Origin of the sequence: Novosphingobium sp. TCA1, from assembly GCF_009811895.1 — a bacterium.
In the GTDB taxonomy this organism is placed as follows: Bacteria; Pseudomonadota; Alphaproteobacteria; order Sphingomonadales; family Sphingomonadaceae; genus Novosphingobium; species Novosphingobium panipatense_A.
On record NZ_BLJH01000017.1, the window covers coordinates 23528 to 44003 of the forward strand.

Consider the following 20476-nt stretch of genomic DNA (forward strand, 5'->3'; position numbering starts at 1 on the left):
CCTGCTCCGGCACCAATAAACAACGAGGGCAAGGACATGAGGGGCAAGACGGCAATGACGGTCAAGGGATATCGGCAGCTTCGCAGCGGAGGCGTCGTGACCGGCGCGATCCTTGCCGCACTGGGCCTCTCGGCAGTTCTTTCGGCGCCTGCCGCCGCGCAATCCTCCTCTCTTCCGCTCACGCCCTGGCCTGCCTCGGTCCAGCAGGGCAATGGCAAGCTGCTGGTCGCGCCGGGATCGGCGATCGCCCTGCCTGCCGGTGACGCGGACGCTGCAGAAGCAGCCAGGCTGCTTGCCGACCATGTGAAGCGCGCCAACGGCCTGGTGCTTTCCGCCGCTCCCGGCGCGGCTTCCGCTGCCCCGATCCGCTTCGAACGCGATGCCGCCATCTCCGGCGCGGAAGCCTACCGGCTGACGGTGACTTCCGGCGGCGCGGTGATCTCGGCTTCGGGCAAATCGGGCTTCATCTATGGCGCGATGACTTTGCTGCAACTGCTGACGGCCGATGGCGGCGCGGCGGCGAAGGGCGTTTCGGTGCCGGTGCTGACCATTCAGGACTCGCCGCGCTTCGCATGGCGTGGGGTGATGGTCGATCCCTCGCGGCATTTCCAGCCGATGGAATCGGTCTATGCGATCGTCGACCGCATGGTCGAGGTGAAGCTCAACACGCTGCATTTCCACTTGTCCGACGACCAGGGCTGGCGTTTCGAATCCAAGCGTTACCCCGAACTCACCCGTATCGGCGCCTGGCGCCTGCCGCCCGATACCGGCGGCGGCCCCGGTCCGAAGCATGGCGGTTTCTATACGCAGGAACAGCTCAAGGCGCTGGTCGCCTATGCCGCCGAGCGCGGGATTACCGTCGTGCCTGAGATCGACCTGCCGGGCCACGCGCAGGCACTGGTCGCCTCCTATCCCGAATTCGGCGTGCTGGGCGACCGTCCCGCAGTATCGCACGACTGGGGCGTCAATCCCTGGCTGTTCAATCCGAACGAGGCGGGCATGACCTTCGTGCGCAACATCCTGGACGAACTGATGGAGGTATTCCCTTCGCAGTTCATCCATGTCGGCGGTGACGAGGCGGTCAAGGATCAGTGGGAACGTTCGCCCGAAGTCCAGTCGCAGATGCGCAAACTGGGCATCAAGACCGAGAACGAGATGCAGAGCTGGATGATCGACCGGTTCGGCGAATATCTCGCGCAGCACGGACGCCGCCTGATCGGCTGGGACGAGATCCTCGAAGGCGGGCTGCCCGCCTCGGCCTCGGTGATGAGCTGGCGGGGCGAGCAGGGCGCGGTGGACGCGGCCAATGCCGGGCACGACGTGGTGCTCTCGCCCGCGCCGAACCTCTATCTCGACAATCTGGAATCGACCCTGCCGAACGAGGCGCCGGGACGTATCTCCATCCAGTCGATGGAGGCCGTCTATCGCTACGATCCGATGCCCAAGGGCATCGACGCCGCCAAGGCGAAGCATGTGCTGGGCGTGCAGGGCAATGCCTGGAGCGAATATATCGTCACACCCTGGCAGTTGCAGCACAAGTTGTTCCCGCGCGTGGGCGCGATCGCGGAGACGGCATGGTCGCCGCAGGTCACGGGCAAGAAGGACTATCCCGGCTTCCTCGCGCGGCTGACGCCGCAGATCCAGCGCTGGAAGCAGGGCGGTTTCGAAGTATCGGACAGCGCCTTCGGCGTTGCCTTCACCCCCACCCAGACGCGCGGTGCGCAGCTTGAGGCGAAGAGCATCGGCGTGACGCTGGCGAACCAGGCCGCCTATGGCACGATCCGCTATACGCTGGACGGCAAGGAGCCGGGCGCGAAGTCTGCGGCTTACACCAAGGCGCTTGCCGTAAAGCCGGGGACGGTGGTTACCGCCGCAAGCTTCGCGCCGGACGGCACCCGGCTTTCCGCGCCGCGTCGTTACGATACGGCGCGCGAGACGCTGCTGACCTCCACCGCCTCCACGCTGGCTGCCTGCCCGCGCGGGGCGCAGGGCCTGCGCGTGCCGCTCACCGCCGATGCGACCAGCAACGGCCCGGCCTATAACGCCAATATCTTCGATACCTGCCAGGCGGACGATCACGCGCCGCTGGCCCATGCGAAGTCGATCACCGTTTCGGTCGCCCGCCTGCCGCGCAACTATGGCCTTGCGCATGAGGCATCGGCACTGATCGAGCATTTCGCGGTTACCACCCACGGTGAACTGGTCATCAGCGCGGGCTGCCGTGCGGCCGAGAAGAACGCCAATCGCAAGCAGAAGGAACATGCCCCGATGCCGGGCGCGACCGTGCTCGCCTCGTTCCCGCTGCCTGATCCGAAGACGGCGCCACAGCAGTACACCTTCACCGCGAACCTGCCCGACCGGCCGGAACTCAAGGACGAGGCGGACGTCTGCTTCCAGTTCACCTCGCCGCTGTCTGATCCGTTCTATGCGGTCGAAAAGGTCGTCTACGGGGAGAAGGCGCAGTGAGATTTGCCGGCGCGCTTGCAATCGCCGCGTTGGCAGGTGTTTCGGGGACCGCACTGGCGGCCCCGCCCACGCAGACCGCTCTGGATGAAGGTTGGCACGTCCGCATCGCGCCGAGCGATGCCGCTGCCGCAAAGGCGCATCCCAAGGCAGCGCGCTGGTTCCGTGCGCAAGTGCCGGGCACGGTGCAGCAGGACCTGATCGCCGCGCGGCAGGTGCCCGATCCTTTCCTCGGCACCAACGAGGCGGCGATCCAGTGGGCGGGCCTGACCGACTGGGAACTGCGCCGCTCGCTGGATGTGAGCGCTCAGGCCATGGGCCGCGAGCATCTCGACCTGGTGTTTGACGGGCTGGATACCTTTGCGACCGTCTTCATCAACGGCCAGCAGGTGCTCAAGGCCGATAACGGGCACCGGCAATGGCGCGTTGCCGCCAAGTCGCTGCTGAAGCAGGGCCGCAACGAGATTCTCGTGCGCTTTGCCTCGCCGATCCGCACCTTGCAGCCGATGGTGTTGGCCGAGGCGCACCCGCTGCCGGGCGAATACGATTCCGCCTTCGGGGATGAGCCCAAGGGCAAGCAGACCTCTGCTTACATCCGCAAGGCCAAGTACCATTACGGCTGGGACTGGGGCCCGCGCATCGTCAACCAGGGCATTTCCGGGCCGGTGCGTCTGGAGGCCTGGGACGAGGCGCGGCTCGGCGCCTTCGAGGTGGTGCAGGAAGCGCTCGGCAAGGACGAGGCGCGGCTGGTAGCGAAGTTCCGCGTCGTGGCCGACAGACCGGGCAAGGCGCAATTCACCGCGCGCGTGACCGGACCGGACGGGCAGGCGCTGGCTCCGGTCTCTCGCGAGGCCTCGTTTGATGCGGGCGAGAGCGTCGTTACCGTACCGCTGACGGTCGCTGCGCCGAAGCGCTGGTGGCCGGTCGGCTACGGCGACCAGCCGCTCTACAAGGTCTCGGGCGAAATCGCTTCCGGCGCGGGCGCCGGAGCCAAGGCGGCGCGCAATATCGGCCTGCGCGAGGTTGAACTTGTGCGCGGTGGCGGCGCGTTCGGCTTCCGCGTCAATGGCGTGACGGTCTTCGCCAAGGGCGCGAACCTCATTCCCTTCGACATGTTCCCCTCGCGCGTCACGGACGCGAAGATGCAGTCGCTGCTGGAGGATTCCCGCGCGGCGAACATGAACATGATCCGGGTCTGGGGCGGCGGCTACTATCTGCCGGACAGCTTCTACGACATGGCGGACCGCATGGGCCTGATGGTCTGGCAGGACTTCATGTTCGGCGGCGCGGTGCCGCCGGCCGACGTGGCCTACCGCGAGAACGTGCGGATCGAGGCCGAGCAGCAGGTCGAGCGGCTCGGCTCGCACCCTTCCATCGTGATCTGGGCGGGCGGCAACGAAGTGATCTCCGGCTGGGAGACATGGAGCGACCGCAAGGCGTGGAAGAAGGCGGTCGGCGCCGACGAGCACGAGCGCATGGCGACTTCCATGACCGTGCTGTTCGACCGCGTGCTGCGGAAGGCCGTGGCCGATCATGCGCCGACGACACCCTACTGGCCCGGTTCGCCCTCGACCGATTACGAAGGTCCGGTCGATACCGATGCCGCTGGCGACCGCCATTTCTGGGACGTCTGGTCCGGCTCCAAGCCGGTCGAGAACTATACGCTGTCCTGCCCGCGCTTCATGTCGGAATACGGCTTCCAGGCGATGCCGGTCATGGCGACGATCCGCGGTTTTGCGGGCGACGCCGCGCAGGCGCCGGACAGCCCGGTGATGAAGGCGCACCAGAAGTTCCTCGCAGGCGAGGGCAACGAGCGCCTGAAGTTCTACCTCGACGCAAGGCTGCGTCCGGCGAAGGATCTGGCGGACTTCGTCTACCTGACGCAGGTCAATCAGGCGCAGGCGATCGACATGGCCGCGCGCCATCACCGCGCCTGCGCGCCGGTGACGCTGGGCTCGCTCTACTGGCAGCTCAACGATGTCTGGCCCTCGATCTCGTGGGCGAGTGTGGACTACGACGGCCGCTGGAAACTGCTGCACTATGCCGCGCGGCGCTTTTTCGCCCCGCAGGCCGTGGTGGCCGAGCACAAGCAGGGTGCCACCAAGGTCACCTTCGCTTCGGATGCCACCAGCCCGGTCGCGGCGGAGTGGCGCCTGACCGGCTACGCCATGGACGGCAGCAAGCTGGGCGGAGCGGGCGGAACGGTGACGCTCGCGCCGACGACGGCGACGACCGTTCCCGATGTGTCGGACGCTGCGGTCTTCACGAGTGCCCCCGCAGAGGCGAGCTATGCGGTGGCGGAACTGGCGATCGGCGGCAAGACCGTCTCGCGCCAGATCGTCGAGCGTGCCTTGCCCAAGGCCATGGCCTACCCCGCACCCAGCCTCTCCATGAGCTGGGACGGCAAGGCGGTGACGATCACCGCCAAGGCGCTGGCCCGCGCGGTCATGCTCGATTTCGGTTCGGTGGATGCGCAAGCCTCGGACAACGGCTTCGACCTGCTCGCGGGCGAGAGCGTGCGGATCGAGATCACCTCGAAGGCCGATGCGGCGGCGCTGCGCAAGGCGCTGGTTCTCCGCACCCTCGCGGGAGAAAAGTGATGAAGGCGCTGTTCCCGATCACTCTCGCCATGGTTCTGGCGGCGCCTGCCGCCGCGCAGGACCTGGCGGGCGAGGCCGATCCCGCCGTGCTCGCCGCCATCGCCAAGGCCGATCTCGCCGAGAAAGCCGACCAGCTCCAGAGCACCGCGCCTGCCGCCAAGGCCATGGGCCTGCCTGCCTATGACTGGTGGAACGAGGGTCTTCACGGCCTTGCCCGCAACGGTGTGGCCACGGTGTTCCCGCAGGCAGTCGGCCTTGCCGCGACGTTCGATCCGGCGCTGATGGAGAAAGTCGGCACCGTCGTCTCGACCGAGGCGCGCGCCAAGTTCAACGCCAAGCCCGTAAGTGCCGACCGGCGCATCTACGAGGGCCTGACGATCTGGTCGCCCAACATCAACATCTTCCGTGACCCACGCTGGGGCCGGGGGCAGGAGACGTATGGCGAGGATCCGTTCCTCACCGGTTCGCTGGCCGTGGGCTTCATCAAAGGGCTGCAAGGACCTGATCCGCTCCATCCGCGCGTGATCGCGACGCCCAAGCACCTTGCCGTCCACTCCGGCCCCGAAGCCGGGCGAGACAGCTTCGACGTGGATGTCAGCCCGCAGGACCGCGAGGCAACCTATCTGCCCGCCTTCCGCAAGGCCGTGACCGAGGCGAAGCCGCTTTCGCTGATGTGCGCCTACAACTCGACGCACGGTGTGCCGGTCTGCGCCGATAGGACACTTCTCAACGATACCTTGCGCGGTGACTGGGGCTTCAAGGGCTTCGTCGTGTCGGACTGCGATGCGGTGGCGAACATCTGGATGTTCCACAATTACCGCTACGACGCCGCCGAGGCTTCGGCTGCGGCGATCAAGGCGGGCACCGACTTCGACTGCGGCACGACTTATGCCGCGCTCACCCAGTCGGTTGCGCGCGGACTGCTGACCGAGGCCGAGGTCGATCGCGCGCTCGCTCGCTCGCTGGAGGCCCGCTACAAGCTCGGCATCGCGTTCGGCGCGAAGAATCCGTGGGGCAAGATCAAGCCGAGCGAGGTCAACACCCCCGCGCACCGCGCTCTGGCGCTGGAGGCCGCGCGCAAGTCGGTGGTCCTGCTCCAGAACGAGAACAACCGCCTGCCGCTCAAGGCCGGAACCCGCCTTGCCGTAATCGGCACCAATGCCGACGATCTCTCGGTGATCGAGGCCAATTACCACGGCACCGCCGCCGATCCGGTGACGCCGCTGGAAGGCATCCGCCGACAGTTCGGCGCGGCGAACGTCGCTTATGCGCAAGGCTCCGTGCTGGCCGAGGGCGCGCCCGTCGTCGTGCCGGAAACCGCGCTGGTCGCGGACGGCAAGCCGGGCCTGCGCGCCGAATATCTCGACATGTCCGGCAAGCGCGTGTTCGTGCGGCAGGATCGCCGCGTGGACTTCAACCTAACCCGTACCGCGCCGAAGGGCCTCGACGCCAAGGGCTTCAAGGTGCGCTGGAGCGGCTCGCTGGTGCCGCCGGGAGCGGGGACCTATCGCCTCGCGCTCGACATTCCGGCCTGCTGGAAGGATTGCAGGCGCCATGACGACGTGCGCCTGAGCGTAGGCGGCAAGGAGCTCCACGCGGGCGTGCTCGGCAAGCAGCGGGTCGAGTTCGACATTACCTCCGACGGCACGCCGCAGCCGATCAGCTTGGAACTCGACCATTACGGCGAGGACGAAGGCCTGCGCCTCATGTGGCTGCCGCCCGCCGACGCCCAGCGCGCCGAGGCAGTGAAAGCGGCTTCGCAGGCCGACGCGATTGTCGCCGTACTCGGCCTCTCGCCCGATCTCGAAGGCGAGGCGCTTCAGGTGCAGGTGCCGGGCTTCGTCGGCGGCGACCGCAGCGATATTGCCTTGCCGGAGCCACAGGCCGAGCTGCTGGCGGCGCTCCATGCCACCGGGAAGCCGGTGATCGTCGTGCTCACAAACGGCAGTGCGGTCTCGATCGATCCGGCTATGGCCGATGCCGTCCTGACTGCATGGTATCCAGGCGAGGCGGGCGGCACTGCCATTGCCGAAACGCTGGCCGGGACCAACAACCCCTCGGGCCGTCTGCCGGTGACGTTCTACAAGTCTACCAGCGATCTGCCCGCCTTCGTTGATTATTCGATGAAGGAGCGGACCTATCGCTACTTCACCGGCAAGCCGCTCTGGGGCTTCGGCCACGGCCTGAGCTATACGACTTATGGCTACGAAGGCGCCAAGGTCTCCGCGCCCGCGCTGGGCCAGCCGGTTACCGTCACGGCGACCTTGCGCAATCTGGGCAGCATGGCGGGTGAGGAAGTGGTGCAGGCCTATGTCGTGCCGCCGGTGATCGAGCCGCGTCCGATCATGACGCAGGGCGTCTTGCAGCGTCAGCTTGCCGCATTCACGCGCGTTCCGCTGGCGGCGGGCAAGTCGCGGGACGTCACGCTGACCATCGACCCGCGCAGCCTCTCGGTCGTGGACCGCCGGGGTACGCGCAAGGTCGTTCCGGGCGACTACAAAGTGTGGATCGGCGGCGGACAGCCGGGTGACGGCGCGGGCGCTTGGGTCTCGTTCACCCTGACCGGACAGGCACAGGAGCTGCCGAAGTGATGAATGACACGATGAACCTCGACCGCCGCAGCACTCTGGCCGGTGCCATGACGGGCGCCGCTGCGCTTGCCCTTCCGGCCACGGCCCGTGCGGCGACCATTCCGATGCCCGCAGGCGAAGGCCGCCCGGCTGTGTCGGATCGCCGATATGTCAGCCGCGCGGTGGAGGCCGAGATCGACCGCGTCTCGCGCAAGATCGCCGATCCCAAGCTGCGCGCGATGTTCGTGGGCTGCTATCCCAACACGCTCGACACCACGGTCTACATGGACACGGTGGACGGCCGGCCCGATGCCTTTGTCATCACCGGAGACATCCCCTGCCTCTGGCTGCGCGACAGCACGGCGCAGGTCCTGCCCTACCTTCATCTGGTGAACAAGGACCCGGCGCTGACGGCGCTGTTCCGGGGGCTGATCGCCCGCCAGTCGCGCTCGATCCTGATCGATCCTTACGCCAACGCCTTCATGCGCGATCCGTCTGCGAAGACGAACCTGTCCTGGGCGCTGAAGGACCAGACCGAAATGAAGCCCGGCGTCGCCGAGCGCAAATGGGAGATCGACTCGCTCTGCTACGCGATGCGGCTCGGCTTCCGTTATTGGCGCCAGACGCAGGACAAGCTGCCCTTCGACCAGACCTGGGCCGAGGCTTCGCGCGCCTGCGTGCGCACCTTGCGCGAACAGCAGCGCAAGGGCTCGCCCGGACCCTATCGCTTCCTGCGCACCAGCAACCGGCCGACCGAGACCATGCAGCTTGACGGCTGGGGCGCGCCGAGCCGGTCGGTCGGGCTGATCCACTGCGGTTTCCGTCCCTCGGACGATTCCTGCACTTATCCGTTTCTGATTCCCGCCAATCTCTTCGCGGTGACATCGCTACGCGAGATGGCCAGCGTGGCCGAGCAGGCGCGCGGCGACACGGCGCTTGCCGCCGATGCTCGCGCTCTGGCGGACGAAGTGGAAGCGGCGCTGCGCCAGTGGGGCACGATGCTGCTGCCGGATGGGCGCCGGGTCTGGGCCTATGAAGTGGACGGCTTCGGCAACGCGATGTTCATGGACGACGCCAACGTCCCCTCGCTGCTGGGCCTCGCCTTCCTGGAATGCGTGGACGTTACCGACCCGCTCTGGAAAACCACGGCGGATGCATGCTGGTCGGATGCGAACCCCTACTTCTTCCGGGGATCGAGAATCGAGGGCATCGGCGGGCCGCATGTCGGCCTTGGGCAGGTCTGGCCGATGAGCCTGATCGTGCGCGCACTGTCGAGCAGCGACCCGCAGGTCATCCGCGCGATGCTGCGCATGCTGCGCGACAGCGATGCGGGCACCGGCTTCATCCACGAGGCGGTGGACAGCAACGACCCGTCGAAATTCACGCGCGACTGGTTCGCCTGGGCCAACGGCCTCTTCGGCGAACTGCTGGTCAAGCTGGCCGATACCCGGCCCGAACTGCTCTCCGCGCCGCTCTGACGCGCGCGCGTTTCAAGGACTCACCGATGGATTTCTCCCGCCGCCGTTTCCTCTCCGCTTCCGCCGTCGCGGCGACTGCGCTCGGCGCCGACGCCGCGCAGGCCGCGCGCCGCGCCGCCGGTGAGGCCGCCGCGCCCCAGCCTTCGGGCGCCGTCCCTTCGGCGCGGCAGTGGAACTGGCACGCTCACGAAATGTACGCCTTCGTGCATTTCGCCATGAACACTTTCACCGACAAGGAATGGGGCTACGGCGACGAGGACCCGAAGTGGTTCAACCCGACCGATTTCGATGCCGACCAGATCGTCGCGGCGGCGAAAGTGGCGGGAATGCGCGGCGTCATCCTGACCGCCAAGCATCATGACGGCTTCTGCCTCTGGCAGACCCAGCTCACCGAGCACTCGATCCGCAACAGCCCCTACAAGCAGGGCAAGGGCGATATCGTGGCGGAAATGTCGGAAGCCTGCCGCAAGGCGGGCATGATGTTCGGCGTCTATCTCTCGCCTTGGGATCGCAATCACGCCGAGTACGGCCGCCCGGCCTATATCGACTATTACCGCAAGCAGCTGACCGAACTCTGCACGCGCTACGGCAAGCTGTTCGAAGTCTGGTTCGACGGCGCCAACGGCGGCGACGGCTATTACGGCGGTGCCCGCGAGGCCCGCAAGATCGACGCGCCGAAGTATTACAACTGGCCCTCGATCGTGAAGCTGGTCCACGAACTCCAGCCCGATGCCTGCACCTTCGACCCGCTCGGCGCCGACGTGCGCTGGGTCGGCAACGAGGACGGCGTCGCGGGCGATCCTTGTTGGCCGACGATGCCGAACGTCCCCTACGAGCAGGCCGTGGGCAACTCCGGCCTGCGCGGCGGCGAAATCTGGTGGCCGGCGGAAACCGACGTGTCGATCCGTCCGGGCTGGTTCTATCACGCGGACGAAGACTCCAAGGTCAAGAGCCCGGCACGGCTGATCCGCCTCTACGACGAATCCGTGGGCCGTGGCACCAACCTCAACCTGAACCTGCCGCCCGATCGGCGCGGCAGGATTGCAGATCAGGACGTGAAGATCCTGAAGTCGTTCGGCGATGCGATCCGCGCGACTTTCGCGAAAGACCTCGCGCAGGGCAGCGTCGCCCATGCCAGCGCCTCGCGCGGAAGCCGCTTCGCACCCGCGCAGGTGCTGGACGGCCAGCGCAAGACTTATTGGTCTACGCCCGACTCCGTGGTGACGCCGACGCTGACGCTAGACCTCGCACCGGGCACGCGCTTCGATGTCGTGCGCTTGCGCGAATATCTGCCACTCGGCGTGCGCGTGACCCGTTTCGCGGTCGAGGCGGAAATCGACGGGCAGTGGCAGCGTCTGGCCGAGAAGGAATGCATCGGCGCCCAGCGCATCATCCGCCTGCCGCAACAGATCGCACCGCGCCGGGTGCGGCTGGTGATTCTGGAGGGCGGTGCGGCCCCGGCGATCTCGGAATTCGCGCTCTTTGCTGCGGTGGCGCCCGTGGACGTGCCCGCGATCGTCTCGACCGACCCGACCGTGCTCGACACCACGAAATGGTCGATCGTCACGGCCAGCGCGCCGGGCGCTGAACGCCTGCTCGACAACGACGCGGCGACGATCTGGAAGCAGCCCGCCCCGCAGCCCGGTAAGCCTGCCAGCGTGACGGTGGATCTGGGCGGCAGCGTTGCCCTGGCCGGGTTCACCCTCACGCCGTCGCGCCAAGTCATGGCCGATGCCGCGCCGCCCAAGGGCTATGTCGCCGAGACCAGTCTGGACGGAAAGAGCTGGACGCGCAGCGGTGCGGGAGAGTTCGGCAATATCGCCTATGCGCTCGCCACCCAGCGGATCACGTTTGCCAAGGCGGCAACCGCGCGCTTCCTGCGCCTTACTTTCGCGGAAACCGCGCTGCCTGCGGGGAACCTTGCGGCCGCGGGGATCGGCGGCTTCGTGGCGAGATAAGGGAAAGGCCGGAGGCTGAGAGCCTCCGGCCTTTCGAATAATACCGGCGGCGCAAGGCCGCCGGGAAGGGTCAGAACCGGAAGCCGACGCCCGCGCCGATCACGCGCGGGTCGTTCACGAAGGCGGTCAGGTTGTTGAAGTCGATCGCGCCGATCACGTTCGATTCGTTGGTGATGTTGCGGCCGAACACGAAGACGTCCACCGCGTCGGAAGGCGAGCGCCAGCCCGCGCGCACGCCGCCTTCGAAGTTGGTGCCGACGTGGAATTCGGTCGCATCGTAAAGGAACAGGTTGAAGTCCTTCTGCGCGACCCAGTCGGTCTGGGCATAGAGCTTGCTGCCGCTCGCCAGCTCGTAAGTATACGAGGCGTTGAAGTTGAACAGCCAGCGCGGTGCCTGCGGGAAGGGGTTGCCGTTGATCGCGGCGCGGCGGGTGGTGCCAACGTTCACGATCGGATCGCGCACGGTGCAGGCAGCACCGCAGAACGCGACGAGCAGGTCGGGATCGTCGATCTTGGTGAAGTTGTACGAGACGCCGCCGTTGAACTGGAGGCCGCGAACCGGGTTGGCGGTGGCCTCGAACTCGACGCCGCGACCCTTGCCGCGCCGGGCGTTGATCAGCTGGTTGAAGTTGCCCTGGCCGCCGATGGCGGTGAACTGCGGGTCCTTGATGTCGTAGATGTAGCCGGTCAGATCCACGCGGAAGCGGTTGTCCGGCGTGGCGGCCTTGATGCCTGCCTCATAGGAGGTGATCGTCTCGGAATCCGCCGTGGTCAGGATGTTCGAAGTGGCGATACGGCCCTGGATCGAGGGACCGCGATAGCCGTGGGCGATGCGGCCGAACAGGCTGACCTGCGGGCTGACTTTATAGAGCGCGCTGACGTCCCAGCTCGGCTGCTTGTCACCCGCATGGCGCGAATCCGCGAAGGGCGCGCCCAGCGTGCGGGCGGCGTCGAGGTCGCGCTGGTCGCGGGTCCAGCGGGCGCCGCCGGTCAGGCGCAGGCTGTCGGTCACGTCGTAGTGGACCTGGCCGAAGACCGACCAGCTGTCGCTCTTCTGGCGCAGTTCGGAGATGACCGTTGGGTTGATGCCGCCGGTGCCGTTCCAAGAGGCCGAGATCAGTTCGAACTTCTCGCGCCAGTAGAACGCGCCGACCTGCCAGCCGAAGCGGGTGTCGCCATTGCTGGCGAGGCGGACTTCGTAAGTCTGCTGGTCGAGATCGCTGGAAAGCGTGCCGGTTTCCGAGTTGAACGGGATCGTGCCGCTACCCGCGGTGGTGCCCAGCACGCCGCCGTCGATGTCGCCGCGGCCCGAGCTGCTGCCCTGATAGGCCGAGACGATGGCGGTAAGAGTGGCGCTGCCGAGGTCGTAGTCGATATGCAGCGCTTCGGAAGTCGTGTCCTGCGCCTGCGGATTGTTGCGGCCGCCGTCGTAGTAGACGGTGTCACGGTCGTAGCGGTCGTTGAGCTTGTTCGAGCCGGTCGTCAGCACATTGGCGCGGTTGAGCGTGCCGGTGCCGCGATAGGAACGGGCCTGAAGGGTCAGCAGTACCGAGAGCCGATCGTCGGGCTTCCACAGGGCGTGGATGCGCCCGGCGATATCGTCGAAGCCGCCAAGGTCCTTGCCGCGCTTGGTGAACGAGGCGTCGTAGGCGTTGTTCACCCAGTCCTCGCGGTGGTTGGCGAGGCCAGCGACGCGAAGCGACAGTGTGCTGGAAACCGGGATGGTCGCACCTACTTCCGCACGGATCGTGCCGAGTTCGCCGACGGTGAACTGCGCCTGACCCTCGGCGTGGTCGCCGGGGCGGCGGGTGTCCATCTTGACGACACCGGCCGGGGTATTGCGGCCGAACAGGGTGCCCTGCGGTCCCTTGAGCACTTCGACGCTGTCGAGATCGAAGAGCGGGAAGCCCTTGAGGTAGACGTTCTCCAGCACCACGTCGTCGAGCACGACGGAAACGGGCTGCGAAGCGTTGAAGTCGAAGTCCACGTTGCCGAGGCCGCGGATGTAGAGGCGCGGGGCATAGCGGCCGTTCGAGCTTTCGACGTAGAGGCTGGGGGTGCGACCGGCCAGCGAGAGAATGTCCGCGCCGCCTTCGGAGATGGCGGCGATCTTGTCCCCGCTGAGCACCGAAACGGCGATCGGCACGTCGCGGATGTTCTCGGGGCGGCGCTGGGCGGTGACGACGATGTCGGCAGAGGCATCCAGCGTATCGGCGGGAGCTTCCTGGGCCAGGGCCGGTGCGGCACCGGCAAGAAGCGCCGGCACGCTGGCCAGCCAGTAAGTCTTCATCTTCATCGTTGCACCCCTTGCGCATGGCCGGTGCATGCGACGCCGCCTCGCGCTTGTCGCTGGCGAGGCTGGCGGGATCTGCGCAGCACCGGTGTTCTTTTACGAATGCGGCGGCCCTTAGCGGCGGTTTGTGACATTTCCGATAAATTTCTTTCGCCGCTCCACAAGAAATCGTAATCCGGCCATGTGCTTACTGAAATGATGACATTTTTGCGACAGTCCGGCCCGCTGAGCGCCGTCCTGGCCGCAACAATTCTCGCCGCGCCTCTGTCGGCGGCGGTCAAGGACCCCGCTTTCGATATCGTGCCATTGGGTGTGGAGGGCGGCGTGGTAGAGGGATCGACCTCGGCCTGGCTCATCGCGGCGCATGGGCGGGAGCAGGGCCTTGCCTGTGACGCGGGAACGCTGGTGCCGGGCATCAGGGCGGCCATCGCCAAGGGCGGGTTTCCGGCGGGGACGCAGGCAAGCGACGTGCTGCATCGGCGCATCGGCGCCTATCTGATCACCCATCCTCATCTGGATCATGTCGCCGGACTGGTCATGGTCTCGCCCGACGACAGCGCCAAGCCGATTTTCGCGCTGCCGGAAGTGAATGCGGCGCTGGCGGCGGACTATTTCAACTGGAGTGCCTGGCCCAATATGGGCGATCGCGGAAAACCACCGCTGCTGGCGCGCTATCGCTACCAGGATCTGACGGCAGGGAGCGATCCGGTGCCGGTCGGGGAGACCGGGCTGACGGTCACGGCCTTTCCGCTTTCGCACAGCGGCGCCCTCTCCACGGCATTCCTGATCCGTGCTGGCAAGGAAGCCGTGCTCTGCATGGGCGATACCGGGCCGGACGCCGTGGAGCGATCGACGCGGCTCGAAGCGCTCTGGCAGGCCGTGGCGCCGCTGGTAAGCGCCGGGCACTTGCGCGCCATCATCATCGAGACATCCTATCCCGATCCGCGCAAGGATGCGGAACTCTTCGGACATCTGACACCCGCCTGGCTGCACCGCGAACTGTCCCGGTTGACCGGGCTGGCGGGCGGCGGCGAGAAGGTGAAAGGCCTTCCCGTGGTGATCGGCCACATCAAGCCGGCGATCGATGGCAAGGCGGAAACGGTCGGGACGATCACCCGGCAGCTTGCCGAAGGAAACGGCCCGCCGGTCCGCTATGTCATCGCCGAACAGGGTGTCGGATTGAAGTTCTAGTCGGTCTCCGCCTCACCGAGGTGAATGGCCAGCCAGACCGTGGGGTCGGCGGTATAAGTCACGCGGTGCGCGGTTCCTGCCGGAATCAGCAGCGCTTCGCCTGCCGCGAGACGACGCCTGCCTTCGCCTTCTATCTCCAGTTCCGCTTCGCCGGTCACGACCAGAACCCATTCGTCCCAGGCCTGAACATAGGGCTCGTCCGGGGGCGTGGTGTGGCCGTGGGATTCGATCCTCTCGATGCGGATGCCGGGGCGCCGCAGGAGGTCGTCGAAACGCTCCGGCTCCTGCGCGCCGGACTTGATGGCGAGAAGGTTCACGACTTCTACGGGCAGATTGGAGCAGGCGGCCCCGCTCATCCGATCTTGGCGCTCATCAGGAAGCGTTCGCGGCTTTCCCGCGCCTTGCGCTTGAGTTCGGAAATGGCCTGTTCCTCGGTGGCATCGAGCATCGATCCCAGCAGGCGATTGAAGTGCCGCCGCATCGCCAGCCGCGCCGCCTGGGGATCGCGGCCGCGCAGGGCCTCGACGATCGAGGCATGCTCGTCCTGCCGGGTCATGCCGTCATGGTGGCAGACGCTTTCGTGGGTGTGGCGGATTTCCGGCAATTCCGTGCGCAGGCGCCAGAGCGTGCGGATGACATGGGTGATCGCCGCATTGCCCGATCCCGATGCGATGAGCATGTGGAACTCGCGGTCGATCTCGGTCGACTTCTCGTCATCCTCTTCCGTCGCCATGGCTGCCAGAAGTTCGTCGAGCCGGTCCAGCGCTTCGTCCGAGATGACCGGAGCGGCCAGCGCGGCAGCTTCGGATTCGAACAGAGAACGCGCCTCGGTCAGTTCGAGAGCGCTCACCTTGGGCAGGGCATCGTCGCCGCGCGCGCCGCGATCGGCCACATAGACGCCGGAGCCGGTCTTGATCTTGATGACGCCGACCGCCTGAAGGGCGATTTCCGCCTCACGGATCGTCACGCGGCTGACGTTGAAGCGCTCGGCCAGTTCGCGTTCGCCGGGAAGGCGCGTTCCGGGCGGAAACACGCCTTCGTCGATCAGGGCGACGATCTGGTCTGCGATGCCCTGGAACAACCTGTCAGCCATGACGATTCTTCTTTCCTGCTGTCATGTCCGCCTCATAGCTTCCATGCCAAAACGAAGCAATTGCCTGACCAATTTCGCGACCCGGAAACGCCGGGTCGATTTTACAGTTTGACGCGCAGGCCCATGAAGTAACGCGAGCCATAGTAGTGGTACTGGCGGATGCTTCCCGGCACCGGCATGTCGGTGATCTTGGGTTCGTCGAAGACGTTCACCGCCTGGAACTGCAACTGCATGTTGCGGTTGATGTCGAAGGAGGCGCGAAGGTCCAGGGTCTGGTTGCCGCGCACGTAGCGAAGCTGCGAATTGCCACCGACGAAGTCCTGATAATAGCTCGACCGGTAGTTGTAGATGGCTTGGAGGTTCAAGCCGCCAAGCTGGTAGTAGAGCTGCCCGGACACGACATGTTCGGAGTAGCCGGAAAGGTTCGCCGCCGGGATCATGCCCGGCGTGGTCACGCCGGTCGTCGGGTCGAAGACGGCGCCCAGACGGATGTCCTCGTTGCGGAAATTGGAGTTCGCATAGCTGTAGCTGAGCTTGCCGCCGAGGCCGTCCAAGGGCTTGGGAAGCCAGGAGAAGCGGTTGGCAAGGGTCACTTCCAGGCCATAGACGCGGCTCTTGTCCGAGCTGTTCTGGGTCTGGACCACGGGGATCGTGTAGTTCTGACCGCCGATCGAGAAGTCCTCGTCGATCACGACCGGGATGAAGCCGCCGGTGAACTGCTTGTAGTAGACCGTCGCTGCGAAGAGCGAGTCCCGGTTGAGGTAGTATTCCAGCGCGGCATCGGCATTCCAGGACATCAGCGGCTTGAGGCGGGGAGAGCCGTTTGCCGTGATCAGGCTGATGGCGTCCTCCACCGAACCGAAATTGGTGCCGTCCTCAAGCTGGATGGTGCGCCCCGCGCCCAGCGCGCTGGGAGCCGGGCGAGACATCGCGCGGTAACCGGCGACGCGCAGCAGCAGGTCGGGCTTCAGTTCGAAGATCGCATTGATGCTGGGCAGGAAGCGCGTGGTTTTGTTCTTGATGGAGACCGTATCGAACACGCCGCTGTCCACGAGCCGGATCGAACCGTCGGAATTGGTCACTACCTGCAGATCGCTGCGCAACCCGTCCGACGTGACGCGCGTCTGCACCGCGCGGACGCCGAAATTGCCGCGTACCGGCATGTCGCCGATGGTGCTTTCGTAGTTGGCCATGAGGTAGGCGGCGAAAGTCCTTTCGGTCACGTCGCGATTGGCCACCGAGCGCACGTCGGCATTGCGACCGGGATCCTCGGTGCCAAGGTAGGCCTGGAACTGGCAGATCGGGTCGAAAGTGGCCCAGCTCGACAGCTGGTTGCCCGGCGCGTTCGACAGATAGTCGCGCTGCGGAAAGATCGTGCGGCAGGACAGGTTGACGTCGCGGTCGAGGTTGCGATCGTCCTGGGTGATCTCCACCCGGTCGTCGTAGTCCGAATAGGTCAGCTTCGAGACGCGCAGGCCGGCGGCGATGCTGCGCAGGAAGCCGTCCATCTCGTAAGTAGCATCGAAACGCCCGGCGATGATCTCGTTGCGGCGCTGCAATTCGTCCCGCCGCAACCGGGCGTCGTCGCTGAACAGGGCATGGTCGTTGACGTCGAAGGCCGGGTCCAGCGTGAGCGTCGGCGCATAGCTGCCCGGCGCGAGGTCGTAGACATAGCCGACGCGCTGATTGTTCACGGGGGTGCGGTTGCCATAGATATCCAGCGGGTCGGTGCGCAGGCGGACGGAGCGTTCCACGTCGGTGCGGATCGTGCGCGAATAGGAGGCATCGGCCTTCAGGGTAAGGCGGTCGCTGGCCTGCCATGCCATGTTGAGCCCGCCGCCGAGATATTCCTCGTCACGCTCCAGCAGGGTGCCGACCGCTTCCAGCGAGGTCTTGCCCGCCATGTGGGTGAGAACCCCGTTTTCGTCGTAGGCGATATCGCTCAGGCCATAACGCAGTTCCGACAGGTTGAGGTCGCGGCGGTCTTCCGCATAGTCGCGCTTGGAATACTGGACGTCCAGGTTGATATCCAGGGTCGGACTGGGCTGCCACTGGATCGCGCCGAACAGGGCGTCACGCTTGTCGCTCTCGCTGATCTGGCGATAGGTCGCCGCGTTCGGCACCAGCACGAAGGGCGTTCCTGCCGCCGCCTGGTCGCGGCTGACTTCCGAGCAATTGCCGTTCGCCACCGTGACGTTCGGGTTGCAGGCCACCCATGTGGAGCTGGCCGCGTAGGTTTCTTCCGGGTTGTTGGTCTTGTTGCGCTGGACGCCGATGGCGATGCCGAATTCGCCTAGCGATCCGGCGTCGAACTGGTCTACGAAACTGGCCGTCCCGCGCCAGCCCCAGGCGCTCGATCCGGTGATGCGTTCCTGATAGGGGCTGTAGCTGCCCTTCATCTCCAGCTGGAGGCGGCGCTTCTTGAAATCGAGCGGCTTCAGCGTTCCCAATTCGATGGTGCCCGCCACGCCGCCTTCCACGAGATCGGCCTGCTGCGACTTGTAGATCTTGATGTCGTTGATGAGTTCCGAGGGAAACTGGTTGAAGTTCACGGCCCGGTCGCCGCTGCCGTTGGACGCTTCGCGGCCGTTGAAAGTGGTGTTGCTGAGGAACGAGCCCAGGCCGCGCAGGGAAATTTCCGAAGCGCCGCCCTTTTCGCGGTGCGTGGTGGCGCCGGTGATGGTCTGGATCGCTTCGCCTACCGAAAGCGCAGGAAGGTCGCCGATCTCCTTGGAGGAGAGGGTGTCGACGATGGCGGTTTCCTTGCGCTTCGCATTGATGGACGTCTGAAGCGTTTCGCGAAGGCCGGTGACGATGATCTCGGGGGCGCTGGGCGCATCGCTGTCCGGCGTCGGCTGTCCTTCTTGCGCGGCGGCCGAAGCGGCGCCGGTAACGGCGGTGATGGCAGCGCTGGTGAGCAGCCAGCGGCGGACGGCGCCGCGCGGCAGGGTTCGCTGGATAGGCAGCGTCATGATTCCTCTCCCTTATGGGTATTTTGTTATGTGCTGACCTTTAGGGCCGATATTGTCAATCCATATTAACATACCAATATGGCCTGACGATAATTTTATAATTGGTATGAACATCGTGTCGCGCGGAGATCACGCGCGTAGGGCGGCGTCACGCGAGCTTGCGTCGTGGGACCGTCGTGAACCTGTCGTTCTCGCGTCAGGGCGCGACTTGGCTTCCCAGTTCGGGGACGGCGCGGACCAGATCTCCGGCGACGAGACCGGCAAAGAGCTCGGCGCCGGCATCGCCGACGTGGGTATAGTCGAACTTGCGCTGGAACTGGGCGCGAGGGCCGTCCGGCTGCGTGGGGACATCGGGCAGGCGGGCCTCGGCGGCAGCGCGCGGTTTCAGCGTGGTGCCTGCCTGGGCGGCGGCCCGTTCCTGCGCATTCGGTCCCGCCTGAGCGAGTTCCATGGCCTTTTCCGGCCCCATCGCCTGAACCGCGGCCGCGCTGCTGCGGTTGAGATCCACGAGCGGCACCGACAGCGCCTGCGCCACTTCACGGATCTTGGCGGACCAAGGGGCAAGGCTGTTGCCGAGCGTACCTTGCCGGAACTCGCGGCGGGTGAGCGGGGTGAGCAGGACGGGCAGGGCGCCCGCCGCGCGGACTTCGCCGACCATGCGCTTCAGGTTGGCGGGAAATTCGGTTTCCATGTCGGTCCAGCGCTCCGCTACGGAGGACTGGTCGTTGTGGGCGAACTGGATCAGGACGTAGGTACGCCGATATCCCGGCACCCGCGCTTCGGCCAGGGCGATGTCCCACGAGCCTTCCTGCCGGTAGCTGCGCGTCGAGCGGCCCCCGCGCCCCAGATTGAGGCAGGCGACCGACGACTTGACATGATGCGCGCAGAACAGCGAACCCCAGCCGCTCATCGGCGCCATCGTGGAATCGCCGACGAGGATGATCTTGTAGGGCGCGAGTTTCTCCGCATCCTTGCGAATGGTTCGGCCCTCGCTGCTGTCGTTCTCCTGCGCCTGGAGGGCCGGAGCGAGAAGGGCGAGTGCCGCGGCGGCGCCCATCCATGCCTGTCGCATCATGTCGTATTTCCCTGGAAAGGCGCGGCTTCAGGAGAAGGAGAGGCCGCCGTTGATGTCGAGATTGACGCCGGTGAGGAAGGCGGCTTCCTCGGAAAGCAGGAAGGCGATCGCACCGGCCACTTCGTCGGGATGGCCTTCGCGGCGCAGCGGCGTGTTGCCGGCGGTCGCGGCGCGGCCCTCGGGCTTGGAGAACGTGTCGTGGAAGCTGGTTCCGATGAGGCCGGGGCAGACCGCGTTCACGCGAATGCCCTGAGGCCCGAGCTCTTTGGCCCAGCCTCGCGTCAGCGTCATCAGGGCGCCCTTGGAAGTGGCATAGACGCTCGCGCCGGGGCCACCGCCGTCACGCCCGGCCAGCGAGGCGACGTTGACGATCGCGCTGCCCTTGGCGAAGTGCGGCAGCGCGGCCTTGGTGACGAGGAAGGCGGATTTGAGGTTCAGGTCCATCACATGGTCGAAGAAGGCCTCGTCCATTTCCGCCAGGGTCTTGCGCGCCACCATGCCGCCCGCAAGGTTGACCAGATAGTCGATGCCCTCACCGAAGGCGGCGATCGAGGCGGCGATCAGGCCCGCCACGTCTTCGGCCTTGCTGACATCGGCCTGGTGCAGGATCGCCGTGCCGCCTGCGGCTTCGATCTGCGCGAGCGTATGGGCGGCTTCCTCGCGGTTGCTGCGATAGTTGATGACGACTTTCGCGCCTTCGCGCGCCAGTGCCTGCGACACCGACTTGCCGATGTCGCGCCCGCCGCCGGTAACGATGGCGATCTTGTCCTTGAAACGCATGGG

The 20476-nt window shown here is 66.2% G+C and carries 12 protein-coding genes; 6 read left to right on the forward strand and 6 right to left on the reverse strand.

Annotated elements, in window-relative coordinates; genetic code table 11:
• The first annotated feature begins 36 nt into the window (after positions 1 to 36).
• The 5 genes from NTCA1_RS18130 to NTCA1_RS18150 are packed head-to-tail and all read left to right on the forward strand — an operon-like array spanning position 37 to position 11069.
• Positions 37 to 2466 (forward strand): beta-N-acetylhexosaminidase, encoded by a 2430-nt coding sequence (locus NTCA1_RS18130; protein ID WP_236549433.1) that lies wholly within the window; start codon positions 37 to 39, stop codon positions 2464 to 2466.
• Entirely contained in the window at positions 2463 to 5063 is a 2601-nt protein-coding gene (locus tag NTCA1_RS18135; protein WP_236549434.1) for a glycoside hydrolase family 2 protein, read from the forward strand. The genes NTCA1_RS18130 and NTCA1_RS18135 overlap by 4 nt, the downstream gene beginning before the upstream one ends.
• The gene (locus NTCA1_RS18140; protein WP_306439303.1) at positions 5063 to 7654 is read left to right on the forward strand and encodes a glycoside hydrolase family 3 C-terminal domain-containing protein; all 2592 of its coding nucleotides are present in this window, start codon (positions 5063 to 5065) and stop codon (positions 7652 to 7654) included. The genes NTCA1_RS18135 and NTCA1_RS18140 overlap by 1 nt, the downstream gene beginning before the upstream one ends.
• Positions 7654 to 9111, forward strand: a complete 1458-nt coding sequence (locus tag NTCA1_RS18145; protein ID WP_236549445.1) for a glycoside hydrolase family 125 protein — start codon at positions 7654 to 7656, stop codon at positions 9109 to 9111. The genes NTCA1_RS18140 and NTCA1_RS18145 overlap by 1 nt, the downstream gene beginning before the upstream one ends.
• Before the next feature lie 26 nt (positions 9112 to 9137).
• Entirely contained in the window at positions 9138 to 11069 is a 1932-nt protein-coding gene (locus NTCA1_RS18150; RefSeq protein WP_159831294.1) for an alpha-L-fucosidase, read from the forward strand.
• Positions 11070 to 11139: 70 nt separating this feature from the next.
• Here NTCA1_RS18150 and NTCA1_RS18155 read toward each other — a convergent pair whose 3' ends face one another.
• Entirely contained in the window at positions 11140 to 13365 is a 2226-nt protein-coding gene (locus tag NTCA1_RS18155; protein ID WP_159831295.1) for a TonB-dependent receptor, read from the reverse strand.
• Positions 13366 to 13557: 192 nt separating this feature from the next.
• Between NTCA1_RS18155 and NTCA1_RS18160 the strand changes: the two genes are divergently transcribed.
• The gene (locus NTCA1_RS18160) at positions 13558 to 14553 is read left to right on the forward strand and encodes an MBL fold metallo-hydrolase (RefSeq protein WP_201282533.1); all 996 of its coding nucleotides are present in this window, start codon (positions 13558 to 13560) and stop codon (positions 14551 to 14553) included.
• Here NTCA1_RS18160 and NTCA1_RS18165 read toward each other — a convergent pair.
• From NTCA1_RS18165 to NTCA1_RS18185, 5 genes are all read right to left on the reverse strand, one after another.
• Positions 14550 to 14909: a cupin domain-containing protein gene (locus NTCA1_RS18165; protein WP_201282534.1), complete on the reverse strand. Its 360-nt coding sequence runs from the start codon at positions 14907 to 14909 to the stop codon at positions 14550 to 14552. The two genes, NTCA1_RS18160 and NTCA1_RS18165, sit on opposite strands and share 4 nt — an antisense overlap.
• Positions 14906 to 15646, reverse strand: a complete 741-nt coding sequence (locus NTCA1_RS18170) for a FadR/GntR family transcriptional regulator (protein WP_086489884.1) — start codon at positions 15644 to 15646, stop codon at positions 14906 to 14908. Before NTCA1_RS18170 ends, NTCA1_RS18165 begins: the two co-directional genes overlap by 4 nt.
• A 101-nt stretch (positions 15647 to 15747) precedes the next feature.
• Positions 15748 to 18618: a TonB-dependent receptor gene (locus tag NTCA1_RS18175; protein ID WP_159831296.1), complete on the reverse strand. Its 2871-nt coding sequence runs from the start codon at positions 18616 to 18618 to the stop codon at positions 15748 to 15750.
• A gap of 196 nt (positions 18619 to 18814) precedes the next feature.
• A complete protein-coding gene (locus NTCA1_RS18180) occupies positions 18815 to 19693 on the reverse strand; it encodes a rhamnogalacturonan acetylesterase (RefSeq protein WP_159831297.1) in 879 nt (292 codons plus the stop codon).
• A 27-nt stretch (positions 19694 to 19720) separates the two neighbouring features.
• A complete protein-coding gene (locus tag NTCA1_RS18185; RefSeq protein ID WP_159831298.1) occupies positions 19721 to 20473 on the reverse strand; it encodes an SDR family NAD(P)-dependent oxidoreductase in 753 nt (250 codons plus the stop codon).
• Between the last annotated feature and the right edge of the window lie 3 nt (positions 20474 to 20476).